The organism is Niveispirillum sp. (genome assembly GCF_017996735.1).
Classification (GTDB): domain Bacteria; phylum Pseudomonadota; class Alphaproteobacteria; order Azospirillales; family Azospirillaceae; genus Niveispirillum.
The window spans coordinates 1-22086 of sequence record NZ_JAGOGJ010000107.1 but is presented as its reverse complement, the minus strand read 5'-3'; the positions used below and the strand labels follow the sequence as shown (position 1 = coordinate 22086).

Below are 22086 nucleotides of genomic sequence, written 5' to 3'. Positions count from 1 at the left end.
GGCCCGTCCGGTCATCGCCGCCGCCGCCCGGTCGCTGCCCGAACCCGAGCCGCCATTGCCCGACGCTGATGACGCCGAGGCCCTGTGGGCCGCTGCCCGCCACGCCCTGGGCCAGAAGCAGGTGCCAGCCCCGCTGTTGCGCGACCTGTCCGTCGTGGGGATCGAGGAGACGGCGCGGGGCACACGCAAGCTGGTCCTGCGCGCAGGGCACGCCGCCACGGCGGACACGGCCCGGCGCAGCCATGAGGCCACGATGCGGTCCGTCCTGTCCTCTCTGACCTCCGGTTCCATCGTGGAGGTGGAATTCCAGGCTGCACGCCCTGGTCGATAATTCCCATCACATCTCAACAGATGCACAATAGGGACGGGGGGTGATGTGCATTCCTCAATCCCGCCGGCGAAATCCCTGCTCTATGGTCCCCCCGCAAGAGAACCCGGAAGGACGCGGACAATGGATGTGAAGGATTGCAACGGCAATATCCTGGCCGAAGGTGACACCGTCACCCTGATCAAGGACCTGAAGGTGAAGGGCGCCAATGTCACGTTGAAGCGTGGCACCGTGGTGAAGAACATCCACCTGACCGACGATCCCGAAGAGATCGAGGGCAAGGTGGAGAAGGTAAAGGGTCTGGTATTGAAGACCTGTTTCGTCAAGAAGGCCTGATCTGACCGCCTGTCGAACAGGGGCGCATCCTCAGGATGTTCCCCGGCCCGCTTCCGGTGATGCTGCCGGCACCGAATGTGGGCCAGGGAGAAGGCGATGGTGCGGTTGCGGCGCGGATATGTGGATGGTCCCTTTGGACAGATCCATTATTGGGACGGGGCAGTGGGCAAGCCCCTGATCCTGGTGCATCAGGCCATCATGTCGGCCAACGAATATGATTATGTGTTCCAGCCGTTCCTGGACCGGGGCATCCGTCCCATCGCGCTGGACCTGCCCGGTTTCGGGCTGTCCGATCCGCCACCGGTGCCGCCCGGCATCGCTGACTATGCCTCTGCCATCCCGCCGCTGCTGGACACCCTGGGTATCCGGCGCGCCGCCATCGGGGGACACCATACGGGCGCGCTGGTCAGCAACGAGGCGGCGAACCTGTATCCGGATCGCATCAGCGCCTGCATCCTGGGGGGGCCGCTGCTGATCTCCGACAATGTGCGCCAGGCGCTGATCAACGATATCGTATCGCGGGAGAAGGCCTTCACGGCGCTGCCGGAGGCGGCCCACATGGTAGAGGTGGCACGAATCCGGGAACGCTATGCTGCCGGTACCGTCAGTCTGGCGCGCATCACCGACTATGTCGTCCAGGCCATGCAGGCCTTTGCGATGGGCACCTATTGGTACGGTCATGCCGCCGCCTTCGACTATCATCAGGAAGGGCCGCTGATGGCGCTGCGCCAGCCGACGCTGATCCTGACGAATACGGGTGACATGATCTATCAGGCGGCGCTGGACGCCCACCGCCTGCGTCCCGACTTCGCCTTTCACGCCATCGAAGGCGGCGGGATCGACATCCTGGACCAGCATCCGGTGGAATGGGCCAATGCGGCGGCGGATTTCCTGCAGGGGGTGGATTATTGAGGAGGAGGGCGCCCCACCGCGCCTGTTGACATCGCACAACTCCGCCAGTTGACACCCCGTCAACCAATCCCTATGCTCCGCGCCCATATGCAGCCACAAGTGCTTGGGGGCGGAGATGGATGGAGCGGCGTTGAGGGCTGCGCGGGAAGCGCGCGGGGATACGCAGCAGGCCTTTGCCGACTGGCTGAATGCCCGCCTCGGCCGTCGTTACGACAAGGGCCGCATTTCCCGTTGGGAAGGGGGGACGGAGAAGATTCCGCAGGCTGTCGCCGATATCCTGGTCGCCCCCGTCCGTCGCCAGCGCGACCGCGCCACCATCATCGCCATTTCCAACCAGAAGGGTGGCGTGGGCAAGACCAGTGCGGCCGTCAATATTGCCGCCGCCCTGGCCGCGCTTGGACAAAGGGTGCTGCTGGTCGATGCCGACCCGCAGGCCAGCGCCACCGTTCACCTGGGTATTTCCCAGGCCGATGCGTCGGAGGCGGGGCGCACCACCTATCACGTCATGCTGAAGGATCAGCCGGTGGCGGGGGCCGTGCTGCCGGTCTGTGACGGCCGGTTCCATCTGCTGCCCTCCACCATCCTGCTTTCCGCCGCCGAGACGGAATTGATGGCGGAGCCGATGGGCACGCTGGTCCTGCGGGAGAAGCTGTCGACCGTGGCCCGTGCCTATGACTACATCCTGCTGGACTGCCCGCCGCATCTGGGCATGATGACGCTGAACGCCCTGGCGGCGGCCACCGGCGTGCTGATCCCCGTGCAGACCGAAATGCTGGCCATGATGGGCGTGCCGCTGCTGCTGGACACCATCGCCAAGGTGCGGCGGCGCGGCAATCCCGACCTGTCGATCATCGGCATCCTGCCCACCATGTTCACCGCCCGCCATAATCAGGACAAGGCGACGCTGGCCGATCTGACGGAACGGTTCGGCGGTTCGCTGCGCATCTTTACGCCGGTACCGCGTTCCACCATCTTCCCGCAATCGGTGGCGGCGGCCATCCCCACCGTGGATGTCGCGACCGACCCGGCCCTTGTCGCGCCCTTCCGTGAAGTGGCAAGTTCCCTGCTTGAAGCCGACCAGACGGAGGAAGCCCGTGTCGCGTAAGCTGGCCCGCACCAACCCGGCGCTTGCCCCCGCCACTGCCCTGGTGCCCCGCGATAGCGGTTTGAACCGACTGTTCGGCACCTCTGCCGACTTTCCCGAACTGGTGGAACTGGACCTGGATCAGGTTCGTCCCAACCCGGAGCAGCCCCGCCGGCATTTCGATGCGACGGCCCTGATGGAACTGGCCGACAGCATCCGCCATAACGGCCTGCTGCAGCCGATACTGGTCAAGAAGCATGCCGAAGGCGGCTATGTCATCGCGGCGGGGGAGCGGCGGTGGCGGGCGCATGGCCTGTTGGGTAAACCGACCATCTTCGCGGTGATCACCAAGGGTGATATCGAGGAAGTGGCTCTGGTGGAGAATCTCCAGCGCCGTGACCTGGACGCGCTGGAAACGGCTTCCGCCCTCGCCCGGCTGGGGGAGCGGCACAATTATGCCCAGGAGCAGTTGGCCGCCATTGTCGGCCTGTCCAAGTCGGAGGTCTCCCGCCTTCTGGCCCTGCGCGGATTGCCGGATAAGGTGCAGGCGGAGTACCCGGCCTTTCGTGACCGGGTCACCAAGAGCCACCTGTTCGTCCTGGCCGATACGGAAGGGGAGGAGGCGCGGCTGGCCCTGTGGGCGCGCATCAAGGATGGCGCCACCATCAAGGAACTGCGCGTCGCCAAGCAACGGCCGGCCGATCCGGAACCTGCCGGCCAAAGCCCCGTCCTGTCGGTGGCGCGCAAGCTGGGCCGCAGTCTTGACAAGCTGTCCGACCGCGCGGGCAAGCTGGATGCCGACGAAGTTGCGTCCCTCACGCAATTGCGTGAACGGATCGACCGGCTGATCCAGGGCTGAACTTTGCGACGTCGCAAGACTGCCCCCAAACGGTAAGGATGGGCCGGAATTCCCCCAAGGTGTAAGGATGAGGATAACGATGCGAAGCTTGCTGATCGCGACCATGGCGATTCTTCTGACCACGCTGCCGGCAACGGCACAGAATCAGCCAGTTGCGGGCCCGTCGACAGCCAACCAGGCGGCCAAGCAGGTCAAGGTCGAAGGGTTCCGCAGTGCGCGATTCGGGATGACCGAGGCCCAGATTCGTGACGCCATCAGTAAGGATTTCAAACTCTCCGGCGACGCCATCCAGAAGGTCGATGACCAGACCGAACGGACCAGCGCCCTGATCGTGAAGGTCAATGACCTGCTGCCGGACAGCGGACCGGCCGTGGTTGCTTACCTCTTGGGGTACAAATCCAAGAAACTGTTCCGCGTCAACGTGATCTGGGGACACGAAATCGGATCCACCAGCAAGCCGGAACAGGTCGTGGGAACCGCCAACGTCCTGCGTAACTATCTGTTGGCGCAGGGATATCGGCAGGAGGGGCTGATCTTGAACCAGCCCCTGGGCAACGAGAATATCCTGGTCTTCCAGGGGGCGGACACGCAGGGCCGGATGACCGAACTGATCCTTGGCATTCTGAAGAAGCCCCCCGCAAAGCCGGACGCCCAGCCGGAAGTGGCCGGCGCCAGCCTGCGCTTGTCCTATGTGGAAAAGCCGGCAGAGCCAGACATCTATCGGGTCCCGGGCGGCTTCTGATTCGTTATCCTTACAGATTGGGGGAGCGGCAGCGCGCTCTCGCTGACCCCAAACCGTCATGCCGGCGCCAGCCAAGGTGACGAAGGAGGGCGTATCCATCGCAACGGATACGCTCACCGGCCGGGACCCGAGGCTGCCGGCCTGTTAAACCACCGGTCATCAATCATGACCGGTGGTTCGGCGACGACCGCTGCCGCGCCCGTCGGCGCGAATGCTATCGGGCAGCAATATCCTCACTTTCCAATCCATTCGCACCCCGACTGGATAAGTGTTAGAATTTTCTGCTCGCCTGTCGGATTCGCCGGCGCTTCTTCGTCTTCCTGATAATGCCGCCGTGACGCGGCGCCAGGCAGGGGAAGAAGGCGTCGCGATCGGAGTCCGGAACACCAACTCGGGAAATTCTGCAACGGGATCTGCTGTCGGCTTCCGTGCCGGCTTGTGATTGGGATCACTTGAATTCAAAGCCGGTGCACTGATAACTGCCTCCCAAAGATCACGGTCGCCGGTCCGGCGCGGTGGCCGATATGCGGGGTGTTGCGCGTCGCACAAAAGTGCTGAACGTGTGGCGCTCTGTTTCTCATACCCATCGCCGGTTGTTCATGATACATCCGACTGCGGATGTAATTCCCTGACCGGCACCGCCGGTATCAACAAGGTCCAAGGAACCCACCATGCGCTTGACCCCACGGTTTTCTGGCCCCCTCGTCCTCATGGCTCTGACGCTTGCCGCCTGTGGCCGGGATGCAGGTGGAGGCGGGCCGGGCGGCATGGGGGCGATGCCGCCGCCGGAGGTTGCCGTGGTCACCGTCAACCAGGCTCCCTATACATTGACGTCGGAACTGACCGGCCGTGTCACGCCCTACCGTGTTGCGGAAATCCGGCCGCAGGTGTCCGGCATCATCAAGGAGCGGCTGTTCACCGAGGGCACGGATGTGAAGGCCGGCCAGCCGCTGTACCAGATCGACCCCGCCCCCTATCGCGCCACGCTGGCCCAGGCACAGGCGGACCTGAAAAGTGCCGAGGCGCAGTTGACGGCCGTGAAGGCCAAGGCGGCCCGATATAAGGAACTGGTTGCCATCAAGGGTGTCAGCCAGCAGGAATTCGACGATGCGGTGTCCGACCTGGGCGCGCGGGAGGCTGCGGTGGCGGCTGGACGCGCGGCGGTGGAGACGGCGCGCATCAACCTGGACTATGCGAAGCTTTCCTCTCCCATCGATGGCCGGGTCGGACGGTCACGCGTCACCCCAGGTGCGCTGGTGGTGGCGGGGCAGGATACGCTGCTGACCACCGTCACCCAGCTCGACCCGATCTATATCGATCTGACGCAGTCCGCCGATGCCATGGCCGCCCTGCGCCGGCAGGTGGCCGCCGGAGAGGCGACGATCCCCGAGGGCGGAAAGCTCAAGGTGCGGCTGATCCTGCCCGACGGCACCCCTTATGAGCATGAGGGCGCGCTGGACTTCTCCGACATCACCGTCGATGAGGGCACAGGCACTGTCGGCCTTCGCGCGACCTTCCCGAACAAGCATCTGGAACTGCTGCCCGGCATGTTTGTCCGGGCCGTGGTCGATCAGGGAACGCGTGCCGATGCCATTCTGGTCCCGCAGCAGGCCGTGATCATCGGACCCGGCGGCGCTGCCACCACCATGGTGGTGGGCAAGGACGATAAGGTTGAGGTGCGGCCGGTGACGGCGGCCAAGGCCGTGGGTGACCAGTGGGTGGTGACCAAGGGGCTTGCCGCGAAGGACCGGGTCATTGTTCAGGGTGTGCTGAAGGCCGCTCCCGGTGCTCCGGTCAAGCCGGTACCCTATAATCCGGCTCCGGCCGCGGCGGCTGCCGCGCCGGCGCCGGCTCATTGATCATCCCCGGAGACAACCGAAATGGCGAAATTTTTCATTGATCGCCCAGTCTTCGCCTGGGTGATCGCCATCGTCATCATGCTGGCCGGCGCGTTGGCCATCATGCGCCTGCCGATCGAACAATATCCGGCCATTGCCCCGCCGGCGATCGCCGTCAATGCCTCCTATCCGGGCGCTTCAGCCGAAACGCTGGAAAAAACCGTCACGCAGGTGATCGAGCAGAACCTGAAGGGCATCGACAATCTGCGCTATCTGTCGTCCAGCAGCGATGCATCCGGCAGCGTCACCATCACCCTGACCTTCAATGCCGGGACCGATCCCGACATTGCCCAGGTGCAGGTGCAGAACAAGGTGACGCCGGCCCTGTCATCGCTGCCGTCGGAAGTCCAGCAGCGCGGCGTGGTCGTGTCCAAGTCCGCGGCCAGCTTCCTGATGGTAGTCGGCTTCGTGTCGAAGGACGGCCGCCTGGACGGCAACGACCTGGGTGACTTCGTCGCCTCGCGCGTCCAGGACCCTATCAGCCGCGTCAACGGTGTCGGCTCTGTCCAGGTGTTCGGCGGCGGCTATGCCATGCGCATCTGGCTCGACCCTGTCAAGATGGCGGGCTTTGGCGTCACGGTAAATGACGTGTCGACCGCCATCAAGGCCCAGAACGCCCAGGTCTCGGCGGGTCAGATCGGCGGTACCCCGTCGGTCAAGGGCCAGCAGTTGAACGCGACCGTGACGGCGCAGAGCCGTTTGCAGACGCCGGAGCAGTTTGGCGCCATCCTGTTGAAATCCAGCCGTGACGCTGCCGCCGTACATCTGCGTGATGTGGCGCGGGTGGAACTGGGGGGCGAGAGCTACGATTTCGTTTCCCGCTACAATCGCCTGAACGCGGTCGGCCTGGCGATCAACCTGGCGACCGGGGCGAACGCCCTGGATACCGCGGAGGCCGTGAAGCAGACCATCGAGACGCTGCGCGGCAGCTTCCCGGCGGGGGTCGATGTCGAATATCCCTATGAGACCACGCCTTTCGTGAAGCTGTCGATCCAGGAGGTCGTGAAGACCCTGGCCGAGGCGGTCGTGCTGGTCTTCCTGGTGATGTATCTTTTCCTGCAGAGCCTGCGGGCGACCCTGATCCCGACCATCGCCGTGCCGGTCGTGCTGCTGGGTACCTTCGGCATCCTGTCGGCGTTCGGCTTCTCCATCAATACCCTGACCATGTTCGGCGTGGTGCTGGCCATCGGCCTGCTGGTCGATGACGCCATCGTGGTGGTGGAAAATGTGGAGCGCGTGATGGCGGAGGAGGGGTTGTCCCCCCGCGAAGCCACCCGCAAATCCATGGATCAGATCACGGGCGCCCTGGTCGGCATCGGCCTGGTCCTGTCGGCCGTGTTTGTGCCGATGGCGTTTTTCCCCGGCTCCACGGGTGTGATCTATCGCCAGTTCTCCATCACCATCGTTTCGGCCATGGCGCTGTCGGTGCTGGTGGCGCTGATCCTGACACCAGCCCTTTGCGCCACGCTTCTGAAGCCGCAGGACCATCATGAGCGCGGCGGCTTCTTCGGCTGGTTCAACCGCAACTTCAACCGGGCCAATACCCGTTATGTGGCGGTGACCGGCGGTGTGTTGCGGCGGAGCAAGCGGTTCCTGCTGGTCTTTGCCGGGCTGGTGGCGATCCTGGGCATCCTGTTCGTGCGTCTGCCCACCGCCTTCCTGCCGGAAGAGGATCAGGGCATCGTCTTTGCGATGGTGATGGCACCCCCGGGTTCGACCCAGGAACGCACCATGGAAACGGTGAAGCAGGTGGAAGATTACCTGCTGACCCAGGAGGCGGGCCTGATCAGGGGTGTGTTCTCCGTCGGCGGGTTCAGCTTCGCCGGCCAGGGCCAGAATTCCGCGATGATCTTCATCCAGTTGAAGGACTGGTCGGAACGCAAGGGGCATGACGCAACGGCGCAGGCCATCGCCATGCGGTCCATGGGCGCCTTCATGGGATTGAAGGACGCCATGGTCTTCGCCTTCACGCCGCCCGCCGTCATGGAACTGGGTAATGCCACCGGCTTCGATTTCCAATTGCTGGATGAAGCCGGGGCCGGCCACCAGGCGCTGCTTGCTGCCCGCAACCAGTTGCTGGGCATGGCCGCACAGCATCCGGCGCTGGCCGGTGTCCGCCCCAACGGGCTGGAGGACACGGCGCAGTTGCGGATTGATGTGGACAAGCAGAAGGCGGCGGCGCTGGGGCTGGATATCGGCGATATCAACGGTACGCTGGCATCGTTCTGGGGCTCGTCCTATGTCGATGACTTTGTCGACCGGGGCCGTGTGAAGCGGGTATTTGTCCAGGCCGACGCCCCGTTCCGCATGCTGCCGGAGGATATCGGCAAGCTGCATGTCCGCAATGACCAGGGGGAGATGGTTCCCTTCTCCGCCTTTGCCACGGCCCACTGGACCTATGGTCCGCCCAAGCTGGAGCGTTTCATGGGCACCTCATCCATGAACATCCAGGGTGGCCCGGCTCCCGGCTACAGTTCCGGTGACGCGATGGCGGCTATGGAGGAGTTGGTGGCCAAGCTGCCGCCCGGCATCGGCCTGGCCTGGACCGGACTGTCATACGAGGAACGCCTGTCGGGATCGCAGGCACCGGCGCTCTATGCCATCTCGCTGCTGGTGGTCTTCCTCTGCCTGGCCGCCCTTTATGAAAGCTGGTCCATCCCGTTCGCGGTGATGCTGGTGGTGCCGCTGGGTGTGCTGGGCGCAGTGGTCGCCGCCACGGTGACCGGCATGGCCAATGACATCTATTTCCAGGTGGGCCTGCTGACAACCATCGGTCTTTCCGCCAAGAACGCCATCCTGATCGTGGAATTCGCCAAGGAATATTACGAGAAGGGCATGGGTCTGGTGGAGGCCACGCTGGAGGCGGCGCGTCAGCGCCTGCGTCCCATCATCATGACCTCGCTGGCCTTCATTCTGGGCGTGATGCCGCTGGCCCTGTCGTCGGGGGCGGGGTCGGGCAGCCAGAATGCCATCGGCATCGGCGTCGTCGGCGGTATGATGTCCGCCACGCTGCTGGCGATCTTCTTCGTGCCGATCTTCTTTGTCGGCGTGGAAAAGCTGGTGGTGCGTTTCGGCCGGAAGAAGCAGGACGCGGGTGGAGAGTGAGCATCATGAACAAACAACTTTCCTCACTGTCCCTGCTGTCCCTGCTTCTGGCCGGCTGCAGCATGGCTCCCGATTATCAGGCCCCGGCCACCGGTGTGGCGCCGGTCTATGCCACGACGGGGGCGCAGGCCACCCCGGTGGCAGACCTGGGATGGCGGGATTTCTTCCTGGATGAGAGCCTGCGCAGCCTGGTCGCGCAGGCCTTAGCCCAGAACCACGACCTGATCGCGGCGACGGCGAATGTCGAGCGGGCGCGCGCGCTTTATCGTGTTGAACGCGCTGACCAACTGCCCAATCTGGCCGTCGGCGCCTCCGCCGCCCGCGCCCGTGTCAATGAAGGGCGGCCGGTAACGGCGAACCAGTATCAGGTCAATGCCGGCGTCACGGCGTTCGAGCTGGATTTCTTCGGCCGGGTCCGGAACCTGTCCGATGCGGCGCTGGAAAGCTATTTCGCCACCGCCGCCGCGCGGGAGACGGCGCGGCTGGCACTGGTGGCAGAGGTGGCGAGCGCCTATCTGACCCTGCTGGCCGACCGGGAGCAACTGGCCCTGACCGAGCGGACCTTCAACGCCCGCAAGGAAAGCTATGATCTGATCAAGCTGGCCTATGACCGGGGGGTGCGCTCGCTGCTGGATCTCCGGCAGGCTGAAACCGCGCTGGAGACCGCGCGGGCCGATCAGGCGGCGTTCCGCCGGCAGGTGGCGCAGGATGAGAATGCCCTGACCCTTCTGGTCGGCGCTCCGGTGACCGTCACCCCCGAAAAGGTGCTGGGCGAGGATGGCACGCTGCTGGTGCCGGGGTTGCCCGAAGGGCTTCCGTCGGACCTGCTGGTCCGACGGCCGGATATCGCCCAGGCGGAGCATAATCTGCGCGCCGCCAACGCCAATATCGGCGCCGCCCGGGCAGCGTTCTTCCCGCGCATCAGCCTGACCAGCGCCCTGGGCACCGCCAGCACGTCCCTGTCCGGCCTGTTCGAGGGTGGAACCAAGGTCTGGAATGTCGGTGCCGACGCCAGCCTGCCCATCTTCGATTTCGGTCGCAATCAGGCCAACCTGGATGTGGCCAAGGCCGACCGTGACATCGCGGTTGCCAACTACCAGGGCGCGGTGCGCACGGGTTTCCGGGAGGTTGCGGACGCGCTGGCCGCCCGTTCCTCTCTGGATGATCAGGTGGCGGCCCAATCGGCGCTTGTCGTGGCAACCCGTGAAAGCCACGACTTGGCCAAGGCGCGCTATGACAGGGGCGTAGACAGCTACTTGCAGGTGCTGGACGCGCAACGCAACCTGTTTGCCGCTGAAAGCGGGCTGATCGCCCTGCGTCAGCAGCGCTTGATCAATCTGGTCACGCTCTACAAGGCGTTGGGCGGCGGCCTGTCGGATCGGCCGCCGGCCTGATCATTTTGTGCGCCGCAACATCCTGATTGAGTAAAGGGACGGGCCGCCGGGAGGGGGGCCCGTCCCTTTTCATTTCCGCCGGCCGCACCCTTGCCGGCACTCACCCTCACGGTTGTATGCAGCGGTTCCCCCACCAAGGCGGATTACCACCGAAGTCGCTCAATTCCGCCATTTTCCGCGCGCTACCCCTGCGTAAAGGCATAAGGGGCATTGCCGAAAGACTGTGCTATTCCGGCATCAGATATGATAATCTCCATGTCAGTAAGTTGTTTTTGTTTGTCTGCGCTTCCAACGCAGACCTTACCTACGGTAATGTCTTTCCGATAGATCGGGGCCTATGGTAAACAAGCCACGGCTTCGGCACTGCGGTACGAAGGGGCGGACCGCGGGATAATTCATAGAAGGAGCGTCCTCCGGCATTGCGAAACTCCGCTGTTCATTTGGTCCCGTGGGACCGAAACGGTTCGGTTCGTGTTGTCGGGGAGCAAGCTCGCAAACCCGCGCCTGAAGGGTGGCAAAATTGGAATATCTTGTAGCCCTGCTCCTGCAGATCGCCCTGTCTGCCCTAATCTGCCTTGGCGCCGCACCGATCGGGAATGCGCTGGGCATCATGGATAAGCCAGACAGCCTTCGCAAACTGCACCGTGGTGCCGTTCCCCTGGTGGGCGGGCTGGCCATTCTGCTGCCGGCCATGCTGATCGGTGGTGGTCTTTCCTATCTTGATGGGGTCGGACTGCACTGGGTCATCGCCCCGGTAATGGCCGTTCTGTTCGTCATGGGTATGTTGGACGACAGGCAGCATCTGCCGCCCGTCGTGCGCCTGTCCGTGTCGCTGGTCATGTTCTCCTTCGCCATCATCCTGGCACCGCAACTGGCGCTGACGGGTCTTGATTTCGGCGGCGGCACCCGGTTCGACATTCCGCCCTTCATGGGCGCCATGCTGACCATCGTCAGCCTTGTCGGCTTCCAGTACGCTTTCAACATGAGCGACGGGGCCAACGGCATCGCCAGCGGTACCGCCATGATCTGGGGCCTGTTCTTCGCCACCGCGGGGGCGGGCACCTTGTCGATGCTGGCGCTGCTGATCGTGGCCGGCGGGGCCGTGTTCCTGATCTTCAACATGCGTGGCCGCATCTTCCTGGGAGACAGCGGCGCTTACGGCGTCTCCGCCGTCATGGGGCTGCTGGGTCTGGCCATTACCAGCCACCCCGACAGCAGCCTGACCAACATGCAGTTGATGGGGCTTTTCCTGCTGCCCGTCGTGGATTGCCTGCGCCTGATCGTCAGCCGCCTGCGTGCCGGTCGCGCGCCCTTCTCTCCGGACCGCGAACATCTGCATCATTATCTGCTGCGCTGGCTGGTCTCTCCCACCCGCACGGCGCTGGCCTACTGGACCATGGTGGCCGTGCCGAATGCCGCTGGCGTGTTGATCGGTGGTGTTCCGGGCTTCATGGCGACCCTGGTTCTGACGCTGACCCTTTACCGTCTTGCCATCGCCAGGACGGCCGCCGTGCCGGCGCCCGCCGCCGTTGTCAGTGGCGAGGTTCGTTGATTTCCCGATCCGCCGGGTTCCTCCCGAAGCGGTTTGACTGACAAGCGGCCGGGGATATTCCCGGCCGTTTTTCTTTATGCGCGCCATTCAGGTTGGGTTCAGCGCCGCCCTGGCAGGATCGGTTCCATCATCGATCCACAGGAAGGAACCTGATCATGCCTTATCCCCGTCTCCTTGCCGGCCTGTTGCTGAGCGGTTCGCTGGCCACCGGCGCCTATGCCTTTGCCCAGGGTGCGGGAACCGCTGCGCCTGCGGCCGCACCGCAGGCGGCTGCCGCCGATCTGCTGTCCATGCCGGCGCTTCTGGATCGTCTGGCCGCCCAGGGCTACCGCGACGCCCGTTCCATCGAACGGAAAAGCGACAAGCTGGTGGAGGTGAAGGCCACCGGTCCGGACGGACGCCGCCAGGAACTTTATGTCGATGCCCGGTCGGGTGAAATCCTGAAGGTGGAGCGCGACTGATGGCCGACATCACACTTCCGGCGGAGGACGACACTCCTCCCGCCCCCGGAACGGTGCGCGTGTGGGATCCGCTGCTGCGCCTGATCCATTGGGGCATCGCCGCCGCCTTCCTGACGGCCTGGCTGTCGGCGGAGGAGGTGATGGTGGTGCATGAGGCGGCAGGGCTTAGCATTATCGCCCTGGTGGGGGTGCGGGCCCTGTGGGGCCTGATCGGCAGCACCCACGCCCGTTTCACCGATTTTGTGCCGTCCGGCGCCGGTCTGATGGCCTATCTGCGGGCGCTGGTACATCGCCGGGCGGATCGGCATCTGGGACATAACCCCGCTGGCGGGGCCATGGCGCTGACGCTGTGGTTCTGCCTCTTGGGCACGGCGGCGCTGGGTCTGCTGACCCGCTATCCCATATCGGCGCTGCGCCCCTATGGCCACTGGCTGGAGGAGGCGCACGAATTGCTGGCCAATGGCACGCTGGTGCTGGTGGGCCTGCATCTGGCCGGCGTCCTGGTCAGCAGCCTGCTGCACCGGGAAAACCTGATCCGTTCCATGTTGACGGGCCGCAAACGGGCGGGTTGATACCAGCGCGTCCGGGATCTGTCGCGATCAGATCCCGCTGGAACACGCCTTGGGCGGTTCCCAAACAAAAACCCCGGTGCCGTGAGGCACCGGGGTTTTGTGTTTCCGGGGACCGGGTCAGGCCTTGGCGGCCTCACCCTCACCACCTTCGGTGCCGGGCGGGTCCTCGGCGTCCATGCTCTTGCGCAGCCGGTTCTCACCCAGATAAAGCAGGATCGGGGCTGCGATGAAGATGGAGGAAGAGGTGGCCAGCAGGATACCGAACAGCAGGGCCCAGGCGAATTCACGCAACGCCTCGCCGCCGTAAAGCGCCAGCGGCACGATGGACAGGAACACGGCGATATTCGTGTTGATGGTCCGGGTCATGGTCTCGTTGATCGACCGGTCGATCAGTTCACGCAGCGGCATCCTGCGGTAAAGCCGCAGGTTTTCGCGCACGCGGTCATAGACCACGACCTTGTCATTGATGGAGAAGCCCATGATGGTCAGCATTGCCGCCACGGCCGTCAGGTTGAACTGCAACCCGGTCAGCGCGTAGAAGCCGATGGTCTTGGTGACGTCCAGCATCATGGTCACCACCGCACCCACGCCGAACTGCCATTCGAAGCGGAAGGTGATGTAGATCAGCATGAAGAAGGCGGCCAGACCCAGGGCCAGCATACCGTCGCTGAACAGTTCCGCCGACACGGACGCGCCCACCGCTTCGACGCGGCGCACCTCCGACCCGGGGAAGTTCTGTTCCAGCGCGACGGTGACGGCCTTGACGGCGGCCTGCTGGTTGCTCTCCGCCCCTTCCTGACGTTCCATGCGCAGGATCACGTCGCGGTCGGTACCGAAGGCCTGCAGGGCCACGGGGCCGACATTCACATGTTCCATCACTTCGCGCATCTTGGGGAAGTCGGTGGCTTCTGCCGTCCGCACCTCCATCACGATGCCGCCGGCGAAGTCGATGCCGTAATTCAGGCCCGGCTTGAAGAACATGGCGACCGAGGCGGTGGACAGGACCACTGACACGGCCAGACCGACATGCCGGCCATTCATGAAGTTGATCTTCATGCCGGCCGTCTTCAGCTTGATGGGGCCGAAAACGGGCAGGGTCTTGGACCGGGTGCGCTTGTACCAGATGGCGGTCAGCAGGCGGGCCACGACGGTCGCCGTGAACATGGAGGTGATGATGCCCAGCGAGGTGGTGACGGCAAAGCCCTTCACCGACCCGGTGCCCACCACATAAAGCAGAACCATCTTGATCAGCGTCGTCAGGTTGCTGTCCATGATGGTGCCGCGGGCCTTGATATAGCCCGTTTCCAGCGCCGACAGGGCGGTCTTGCCCTTGCGTAACTCCTCGCGGATACGTTCATTGATCAGGATGTTGGCGTCCACCGACATGCCGAGCGTCAGCACCACGCCGGCGATACCGGGCAGGGTCAGGGTCGCTTCCAGCATGGCCAGGCAGGACAGCGTCAGGAACAGGTTGAACACCAGCGCCGCATTGGCGATCAGGCCGAAGAAGCCATAGGTCAGCCACATATAGGCGAAGACCAGGACGACGCCGACCAGACAGGAAATGACGCCGGCCTTGATGCTGTCGGCACCCAGTTCGGGACCGATCGACCGTTCCTCCACCACCGTCAGGGGCGCGGGAAGGGCACCCGCGCGCAGCAGCACGGCCAGTTCGGTTGCCGTCTGGGCCGTGAAATTGCCGCTGATCTGACCCCGGCCACCCAGGATCGGTTCGTTGATGTTCGGGGCGGAGATGACGCGGCCATCCAGCACAATGGCGAAGGGCCGGCCGACATTGGCCTTTGTGACGTCGGCAAAGCGGCGTGCACCGATGCTGTCGAAGCTGAAGGACACGACCCAGCGGCCGGACTGCGGGTCGGCGCTGGGCTGGGCGTCGGTCAGGGTGGCGCCGTCAACCTCCACCCGCTTGCGCACCAGGACCTGGGACCCCCCGACACCCCGGTCGGCATTGGGTAGCCATTCGAAGCCCGGCGGGGCCGAAGAACCAGGCGCCACGGTGGCATCACCCACCAGATGGAAGCTCATCTTGGCGGTCTGACCCAGCAGGCGCTTGATGCGGCCGGGATCGGTGACGCCCGGCAATTGCACCAGCACGCGCGACGCGCCCTGGCGCGCCACGATGGGTTCGTTCACGCCGGTCTCATCGATGCGGCGGCGTACGATCTCCAGCGATTGTTCCACGGCCTTGCTGACCCGGTTGGTCAGGGCCTGCTGGCCGAAATCAAGGCGCAGACGCCCGGCCTCCGGCACGATGGTGAAATCGCCAACCTCTCCGGGCAGGGCGCCCTGTGTGAGGGGGCGCAGGGCGTCGGTGACGCCGGGCGCGTCGCCCGGATCGGCCAGCCGCACGGCCAGCCCGTTCCCCTCGACGGTGACGCCGGCCACCCGCAGTTCCTTGCTCCGAAGCAGGGACCTGACCTCGTCCACGGCATTTTCCAGCCGCTCGCGCCGGACCGCTTCGGCATCCACCTCCAGCAGCAGGTACGAACCGCCTTGCAGGTCGAGGCCGAGGTTGAAATGGCGCATGGGCAGCCAGGAGGGCATATTGTGCGGCCCGATCAGGCTGGGAATGGCAAGCGCACTGCCCAGGAAGCAGACCAGCAGAATCGCGATGGTCTGCAGTCGTGAAAATTTCAGCATGGTACTTGTCCGATCATCGGCATCGGTCGGCACAGGACCGACCGCGCCCTGGTGATCACGGGATGGGCGGAAGGGGGATCAACGATCGGAGGGCGGACCGCGCGGCTGTCCCGGACCGGTGGCGCTCCGGTGCAGGTGCGTGCCGGTGAACAGGGGCTTTTCCCAGCCAGCAGCCAGCAGCCGGAATGGCATAGTATGGCCGGCCGGGAGTGTGACGGGCACGCCATCGCCCCCCGCCATGGCCTTGCCATCGACCCGCAGGGCCGCCTGGATCAGCGCGGGTTGGACGGGGGCGGTCAGCCTCTGTTCACAGCTTACCGCGCTGTTGCAACCGCCTGTGGCCGGTCCCGCACCCTCGCGGGCATCCACCTTGCCGCCTCCCATGGCGCCGGCCAGCAGCAGCAATGCCGCCAGCAGCGATAAACGCCATTGGGAGAGCGAGAGACGCAAGGGTGCCACCATCCAGACCATCAAGCGTGGAGGAATACGCCGGTGCCGGCCGGCTGGCAAGCGGGTTGCCCGCTTTTCAGGGGTCGGGCCGCAGCCCCCCTGTCTGTCGGCGATAAGGTCCGCATGCCCCCCTGACCCGGCCATCCTTGCCGTTTCCGGCTTTTTCCATTCGGCAGAATCTGCCCAGGGTCGAACCTGACCAGTGGATCTGGCCCGGGAACCCTTGTGAATCAAGGAAATCGCAAGTTGGCCCGCCTGTTGCATATGGGGTGGTGGGCCGGTCATGGGGATCGGTCCTGACGCTTTTGTCAGAACAAGGGACCCGTCCGATGACCAGCCTCTTCGGCGTTCTCAATCACTCCAGCAATGGACTGCGCCTGATCCAGGGGCAGTTGGGGCTGGTTGCTGAGAATGTGGCCCGTGCGGAGGATCCCAACCGTTCCCGGCATTCGCTGGAACAGACGGTCGACAATCAGGGTAACGCCACCATCGCGCAGTACAAGCGCCAGGTGGACGTGGCCCTGCGCGTGCAGTTGGAACAGACGATTTCGGAAGAAGCCGGCGCGTCGACGCTTTCCTCCTATATGCGGCGTGTCACGGACACGCTGGGCACCACGGGCGGCACGCCGCCCCTGGCCGATTCGGTGGACAAGTTCCAAACGGCCTGGAAGGAACTGGCCGCCACGCCGGAAAGCACCGTGGCCAAGGGCCAGGTTGTTGTCTATGGCGAGTCTCTGGCGCGCGAGGTGCGCCGCCTGAATGACGGCATCGGCGCCATCGAAAAGCAGTTGGATACCGATATCAGCAATTCCGTCCAGGAATTGAACAGCGCCCTGACCGATATTGACAAGCTGAATGCCGACATCATGTCGACGCGTGCGGCCGGCGATCCGACCATGAACCTGGAAGATCGCCGTGACGAACTTGTCCGCAAGGTTGCGAGCATGATGAGTGTCCGCACCATTGAGCGGGGGGACGGCAAGCTGTCGATCTTCACCACCTCCGGCATGTCCCTGCTGGACGCCGCCCCGGTGAAGTTCAGCTACGAGAACGGCCAGCTCCGCTCATCCGCTTCCGACCGCGACCTGACCAACATGGTGCGCGACGGCAAGATGGGGGCGCTGCTTGAACTGCGCTTTGACGGGTCCTCCCAGAACCCGCCGCAGACCGCCTCGGCCCTGCCCGGGGCTGAAATCCTGCGCAAGCTGCGCTCGCAGCTCCAGGCGGTGTCCGAGGCTTTTCTGGGTTCCACCAAGCCGGGTGAACCGACCAGCTTTGCCGATGCCTATAACAATGCGAACCCGGTTACCGAGGGCGAATTGCCCAACCGCTTCTTCATCGGGACCGGCGCCGGGAACATCGAACTCAATCCCGGCCTTCTGTCGGGTGACCTTCAGGTGAAGACCAGCGCCGCCCAGGGCGTATCGGTCGCCATGGAGGCCACGGGACGGTCGATCAATGCCGACGGGCTGCGCGCATCGGGCGTCTCCTACTCCTCGATGGTCAGCACGATGATCGGGCATTGGAGCACGAATTCCAAGGTGGCCAGCGAGCAGGCGACCATCGCCACCGATTTCAAGAACGAGCTGGACACACGCTACAAGAACAATGTCGGCGTCAACATGGACGAGGAAATCGCCATGTTGCAGGTGCTCCAGCGCAACTACTCCGCCGCCGCCCGCGTGATGCAGACGGTCAACAACATGTTGGATGCCATTGAGGGGATCGTCAGATGACCCGCATCAGTGCCTATGGCAGCTACATCAATACCATCCGCACGCTTACCGGCGGGCAGGGGACCATCGACGACTTGTCGGCCCAGCTCAATACCGGCAAGAAATCGACGGACGTCTCCTTCTACGGCACGCAGTCGCAGCGGCTGCTGGACCTCAAGTCGGAACTGGTGCGGCGGCAAAGCTACTCGCAGACCATCGACCAGACGATGACGCGCGTGAAATCCTACGACAAGCTGATGGAACGGATGGCCGACATGGCCACCGAACTGTCCAGCACGACGCGCCTGCCGCAGGGTCCCGGCGCGCCACGGGTAAGCAGCGTCATCAACCAGTCCAGCGGCGCCATGAAGGTGGCCGTGGACCTGACCAACAGCAGCTTCAAGGCCGAAGCCACCTATACCGTGACCTCGACCCCCAGCCGCAGCGGCCCGCCGGGCAGCTTCGACGTGACCGTCACCGACGGGCTGGGCGGCCGCGCCACCAATACCATCAACCTGAAGCAGACCCCGCCGCAGGTGGATGCCGACCGTTTCACCATCACCGGCGGCGCCGGCGATGGGGCCGTCATCAAGCTGAATATCGAGAGCCTGGAAGGCTCCGGCATGTCCAGCTTCGATGTAAGCTGGCCGGAACTGGCCTCCACGCGGGAAGTGATCCGCGGCATGACGGTGGAGCTGGAATCCCTGCTGAATGAACGGGTGGGCGACCGCTACCTGTTCGCCGGCTCCCGCTACAACACCAAGCCCGTCGACGATATCGTCGCCGCCAAGCAGATCAACCGTGTCACCTTGATCGGTGAACATGGCGATGCCGGCGAAACCTATGAAATGGTGTTGAACGGCAAGCGCTTCACCTATGTGACCACCGGCAGCGAACAGTCGCTGGACGAGGTGCTGACCAACGGGAACGGCACCGGTCTGGTTGATCAGATCAAGGCCTACAGCGATCCGCCCTTCAATGTGACCCTGTCTGTCGCCAACGGCATCGTTACCGCCATCGGCAACGATCCGAAGGAGAAGTTCACGCTGACCAGCCAGGTCTATGAAAACGGCACCCATGCCAATACGGTTGTGCCGGCGGCGAACGCCATCAATGCCGGCAACGCCCCGTTCACCGTGCAGGAAGCGAGCGAAACCCAGCCGCAGATCGACAATGTCAAACTGCATGGCAACGAAGCCGATATTGGCGACGTGTTCAATATGTCGATCGGTGCCCGCACCATCGTACAGAATGAAAATGCCCCGCCGCAGGTCATCATCACGCCACCGACAAAGTACAGCTACGTCGTTGGTCCCAAGGATTTTGATGAGCTGAAGACCTACAACGCGACACAGCCGGCGGACGCCCAGCTTTCCATGTCGGGTTTTGTGGCGCAGAAGCTGGTGGGACAGATCAATGCCAACAGCACGTCGCCCGTGACAGCCAGCATCGATCCCACCGACGAGACCAACATTGTCCTGACCGCCAAGGACAATAACAGCCAGTTCCAGACCACGGCCGAGATCAATAATTCAGGCAACCAGACCAAGCTGATCACCAACGAGATTCCGCCGTTGGCCGAACAGGACTCGTTCGAGGGCATCGTCGATCCGCCGGGGCTGCCCTTCTACGATACCCAGTTCCAGACCAGCCGCGATGTGTCGGCGGCCTATGATATCGCGCAATTGCAGGTCGATGACAGCCTGACCACCAAATATGGCGTCAGCAGCAACGACCCCGCCATCCAGAAGCTGGTCAGCGGCCTGCGCCGGCTGACGGCCGCCATCTCCCGCCCCGGCGACTATTCCAAGCTGATGGAGGAGGGGCGCAACCTGCTGACCGATGCGCAGAACCAACTGCGCGGCGTCCATGCCCGCGTCGTGAATGCCGCGGCCATCATGGACAATGCCCAGACCCGGCATCAGGACGGGATCGCCAAGGCCCAGAACGAACTGGCCGGTATCGAGGGCGTCGACCCGAACGATGTCGCTGTCCGCCTCCAGTCCGCCATGTCCACCCAACAGGCCAGCTACACCATCGCAGGCCGCATGCAATCCCTGTCCTTGATCAACTTCCTTGCCTGACCCAACGAAATCCCACGTGAAGGAGAACCGAGATGAACGCTTTTTCGCCCCACGGTTTTGCCGCCGCTCCGGCCCCCAGCAGTTCCCCCAGCGCGGACGAGGCCATGCGGACCCGTCTGTTCGACCAGTTCAACGCGTTCTGGGTCAATGCCTCACGCGAAGGTGTGCCCTATGACATGATCGGAACGATGTCGGTCACGGCTGCCGTTTACGGTCTTCTGGCCAAGCACGGGGTCGGCACCACCGCCGAATTCCTGGAAGGCATGGCCAATGATGTGCGCACGGGCATGTTTACCGTGCCGCCCCGCCCGAACTGACCTTTGTCTCCCTTGGACCCCGCCTTGCCGCAAAGGGGCCGGACCACCCGCCAGGTGATCCGGCCCCTTTTCTGTCCGGCCCCGGCAAAAGACACCCTGTCCCCCGGCAAATTCCGCCCAGTCGCAGGGGAACGGGTCAGGAAGGGCAGGGAATGCCGGGTCCCGCCTGATAAAATATCGATTTGAATCAAGGAACTATGCTTACCCCTGCCGGTTGGCACCGAACTTGCTGTGTAGGCTGTGACACGCCATCATCCCAACGGGAGCCCTTTCCATGAGCATCTTCGGATCCTTGACCACCGGCATCTCCGGCCTTCAGGCTCAGGCCGCAGCACTGGGTCACATCTCGGACAACATCGCCAACGCGCGCACGACCGGTTACAAGCGCGTCGATACCGCCTTCACCAATCTGGTGCTGCAGTCCAACTCCCGTGTTCACAATCCCGGTGGCGTCGTTGCTCGTCCCAGCTATGCCAACAGCGTGGCCGGCAATATCGAGACGGTGGATCGCACCACCAATCTCGCGATCCGCGGTCAGGGCTTCTTCAATGTCAGCCGTTTGACGGAAGTGAATGGGCTGTCGGTTCCCACGGGCGAGCGTTTCTACACACGTGACGGTTCGTTTGAACTGAATGACGAGCGCATCCTGGTCAACCGCTCGGGCTTCGCGCTGAATGGCTATATCTATAACGAAGCGACGAATTCCTTCTCGACCTCGGCGACACCGATCCAGGTGACGGCGGACATCGACAGCCCGGTATCGACCAAGACCATCGAACTGCGCGCCAACCTGCCGACCGACCCGACGCCGGGTCAGCCGATCCAGCCCACGACCATCCCGATCTATGACGCCGCCGGTACCCGCCGTGACATCACCCTGGGCTGGCGCCCCGGTCAGGTGGATGGCGCGTGGCGCCTGTCCATTGACACGCCGGGTGCCATTGGCAGCCAGCCACTGTCCGGCAGCCTTGACGGCTTCCCCGTTTCCGCCCAGTCGACCTCGCTGACCCAGGGCGTCACGCCCCGCAAGCAGATCGAAGAAGTCCAGTTCACGTCGCCCAATGGTGATGGCGCCTTCAAGATCGGCGACACCTATCGCGTCAACGTGAACGGCGTCGAGTTCTCCGAGACGGTGTCGACCAACAACGCCTCGCAATTGTCCAACCTGACGGGCATCGCGCAGTCGCTGGCCGACAAGATCAATGGAGCGGTGCCGCCGGTCGGTGTCACGGCGACCGTTTCCGACGGACGTCTGCGCATCTCTGCCACCACGCCGGGTAACGCCTTTACACTGACGACGGCCGTGAATAATGCGACGCCGACCATCAACACGGCCAACACACCGGTGACCACACCGGCGACATCCAGCCAGCAGCAGCAATCGGTGATCACCTTCGCCGGCAGCTCCGTCGATATCGGTGATACCTTCACGCTGAATGTCGACAACAACTCGACCCAGTCCTATACGGTCAAGGTCACGGCGGCCAATATCGGTCAGTTGAAGGACCTGAATGGTGTGGTCACGGCGCTGGCCGCGCAGGTGAATGCCAATACCTCCACGGAAAAGGTCATCGCATCGGTCACCGGCAATACCCTGACGCTGCGCGGTACGACCG

At 63.9% G+C, this 22086-nt stretch carries 16 protein-coding genes and 2 pseudogenes; 16 read left to right on the top strand and 2 right to left on the bottom strand.

The annotated features are described in order from the left end of the window. From KBA48_RS24715 to KBA48_RS24660, 12 genes and pseudogenes are all read left to right on the top strand, one after another. Nucleotides 1-331 (top strand): annotated as a pseudogene (locus tag KBA48_RS24715) (hypothetical protein); the annotation flags it as partial. Between the two features lie 117 nt (nucleotides 332-448). Continuing rightward, a pseudogene (locus tag KBA48_RS24710) lies at nucleotides 449-664 on the top strand (alkylphosphonate utilization protein); the annotation flags it as partial. Nucleotides 665-760: 96 nt separating this feature from the next. Beyond that, nucleotides 761-1576 carry an alpha/beta fold hydrolase gene (locus KBA48_RS24705; RefSeq protein ID WP_292911373.1) on the top strand — a complete coding sequence of 272 codons (816 nt, stop codon included), beginning with the start codon at nucleotides 761-763 and terminating at the stop codon, nucleotides 1574-1576. 115 nt (nucleotides 1577-1691) lie between these two features. Then, a complete protein-coding gene (locus tag KBA48_RS24700) occupies nucleotides 1692-2681 on the top strand; it encodes a ParA family protein (RefSeq protein WP_292911372.1) in 990 nt (329 codons plus the stop codon). Continuing rightward, nucleotides 2671-3519 carry a ParB/RepB/Spo0J family partition protein gene (locus tag KBA48_RS24695; protein WP_292911371.1) on the top strand — a complete coding sequence of 283 codons (849 nt, stop codon included), beginning with the start codon at nucleotides 2671-2673 and terminating at the stop codon, nucleotides 3517-3519. Before KBA48_RS24700 ends, KBA48_RS24695 begins: the two co-directional genes overlap by 11 nt. Before the next feature lie 79 nt (nucleotides 3520-3598). Beyond that, nucleotides 3599-4261 carry a hypothetical protein gene (locus KBA48_RS24690; RefSeq protein ID WP_292911370.1) on the top strand — a complete coding sequence of 221 codons (663 nt, stop codon included), beginning with the start codon at nucleotides 3599-3601 and terminating at the stop codon, nucleotides 4259-4261. A gap of 710 nt (nucleotides 4262-4971) precedes the next feature. Next, entirely contained in the window at nucleotides 4972-6120 is a 1149-nt protein-coding gene (locus KBA48_RS24685; RefSeq protein ID WP_292911369.1) for an efflux RND transporter periplasmic adaptor subunit, read from the top strand. Between the two features lie 21 nt (nucleotides 6121-6141). After that, nucleotides 6142-9264, top strand: a complete 3123-nt coding sequence (locus KBA48_RS24680; RefSeq protein WP_292911368.1) for an efflux RND transporter permease subunit — start codon at nucleotides 6142-6144, stop codon at nucleotides 9262-9264. Nucleotides 9265-9269: 5 nt separating this feature from the next. Next, a complete protein-coding gene (locus tag KBA48_RS24675) occupies nucleotides 9270-10658 on the top strand; it encodes an efflux transporter outer membrane subunit (protein WP_292911367.1) in 1389 nt (462 codons plus the stop codon). 610 nt (nucleotides 10659-11268) lie between these two features. Next, complete coding sequence (locus KBA48_RS24670) at nucleotides 11269-12210, top strand: glycosyltransferase family 4 protein (protein ID WP_292911366.1); 942 nt, start codon at nucleotides 11269-11271, stop codon at nucleotides 12208-12210. Nucleotides 12211-12365: 155 nt separating this feature from the next. Next, a complete protein-coding gene (locus KBA48_RS24665) occupies nucleotides 12366-12671 on the top strand; it encodes a PepSY domain-containing protein (RefSeq protein ID WP_292911365.1) in 306 nt (101 codons plus the stop codon). Continuing rightward, entirely contained in the window at nucleotides 12671-13243 is a 573-nt protein-coding gene (locus KBA48_RS24660; RefSeq protein WP_292911364.1) for a cytochrome b/b6 domain-containing protein, read from the top strand. The genes KBA48_RS24665 and KBA48_RS24660 overlap by 1 nt, the downstream gene beginning before the upstream one ends. Nucleotides 13244-13360: 117 nt before the next feature. Here KBA48_RS24660 and secD read toward each other — a convergent pair whose 3' ends face one another. Both secD and KBA48_RS24650 read right to left on the bottom strand, forming a co-directional pair. Next, a complete protein-coding gene (secD, locus tag KBA48_RS24655) occupies nucleotides 13361-15904 on the bottom strand; it encodes a protein translocase subunit SecD (RefSeq protein ID WP_292911363.1) in 2544 nt (847 codons plus the stop codon). A 78-nt stretch (nucleotides 15905-15982) separates the two neighbouring features. Further along, entirely contained in the window at nucleotides 15983-16366 is a 384-nt protein-coding gene (locus tag KBA48_RS24650; RefSeq protein WP_292911362.1) for a hypothetical protein, read from the bottom strand. Nucleotides 16367-16683: 317 nt separating this feature from the next. On the opposite strand from KBA48_RS24650, the gene flgK reads away from it, so the two are divergent. From flgK to KBA48_RS24630, 4 genes are all read left to right on the top strand, one after another. After that, entirely contained in the window at nucleotides 16684-18090 is a 1407-nt protein-coding gene (gene flgK, locus KBA48_RS24645; RefSeq protein ID WP_292911361.1) for a flagellar hook-associated protein FlgK, read from the top strand. Further along, nucleotides 18087-20153 (top strand): hypothetical protein, encoded by a 2067-nt coding sequence (locus KBA48_RS24640; RefSeq protein WP_292911360.1) that lies wholly within the window; start codon nucleotides 18087-18089, stop codon nucleotides 20151-20153. Before flgK ends, KBA48_RS24640 begins: the two co-directional genes overlap by 4 nt. A gap of 32 nt (nucleotides 20154-20185) precedes the next feature. Beyond that, nucleotides 20186-20470 (top strand): hypothetical protein, encoded by a 285-nt coding sequence (locus KBA48_RS24635; protein ID WP_292911359.1) that lies wholly within the window; start codon nucleotides 20186-20188, stop codon nucleotides 20468-20470. Nucleotides 20471-20744: 274 nt separating this feature from the next. Beyond that, a partial coding sequence (locus KBA48_RS24630; protein ID WP_292911358.1) for a flagellar hook-basal body complex protein occupies nucleotides 20745-22086 on the top strand: 1342 nt, incomplete at its 3' end.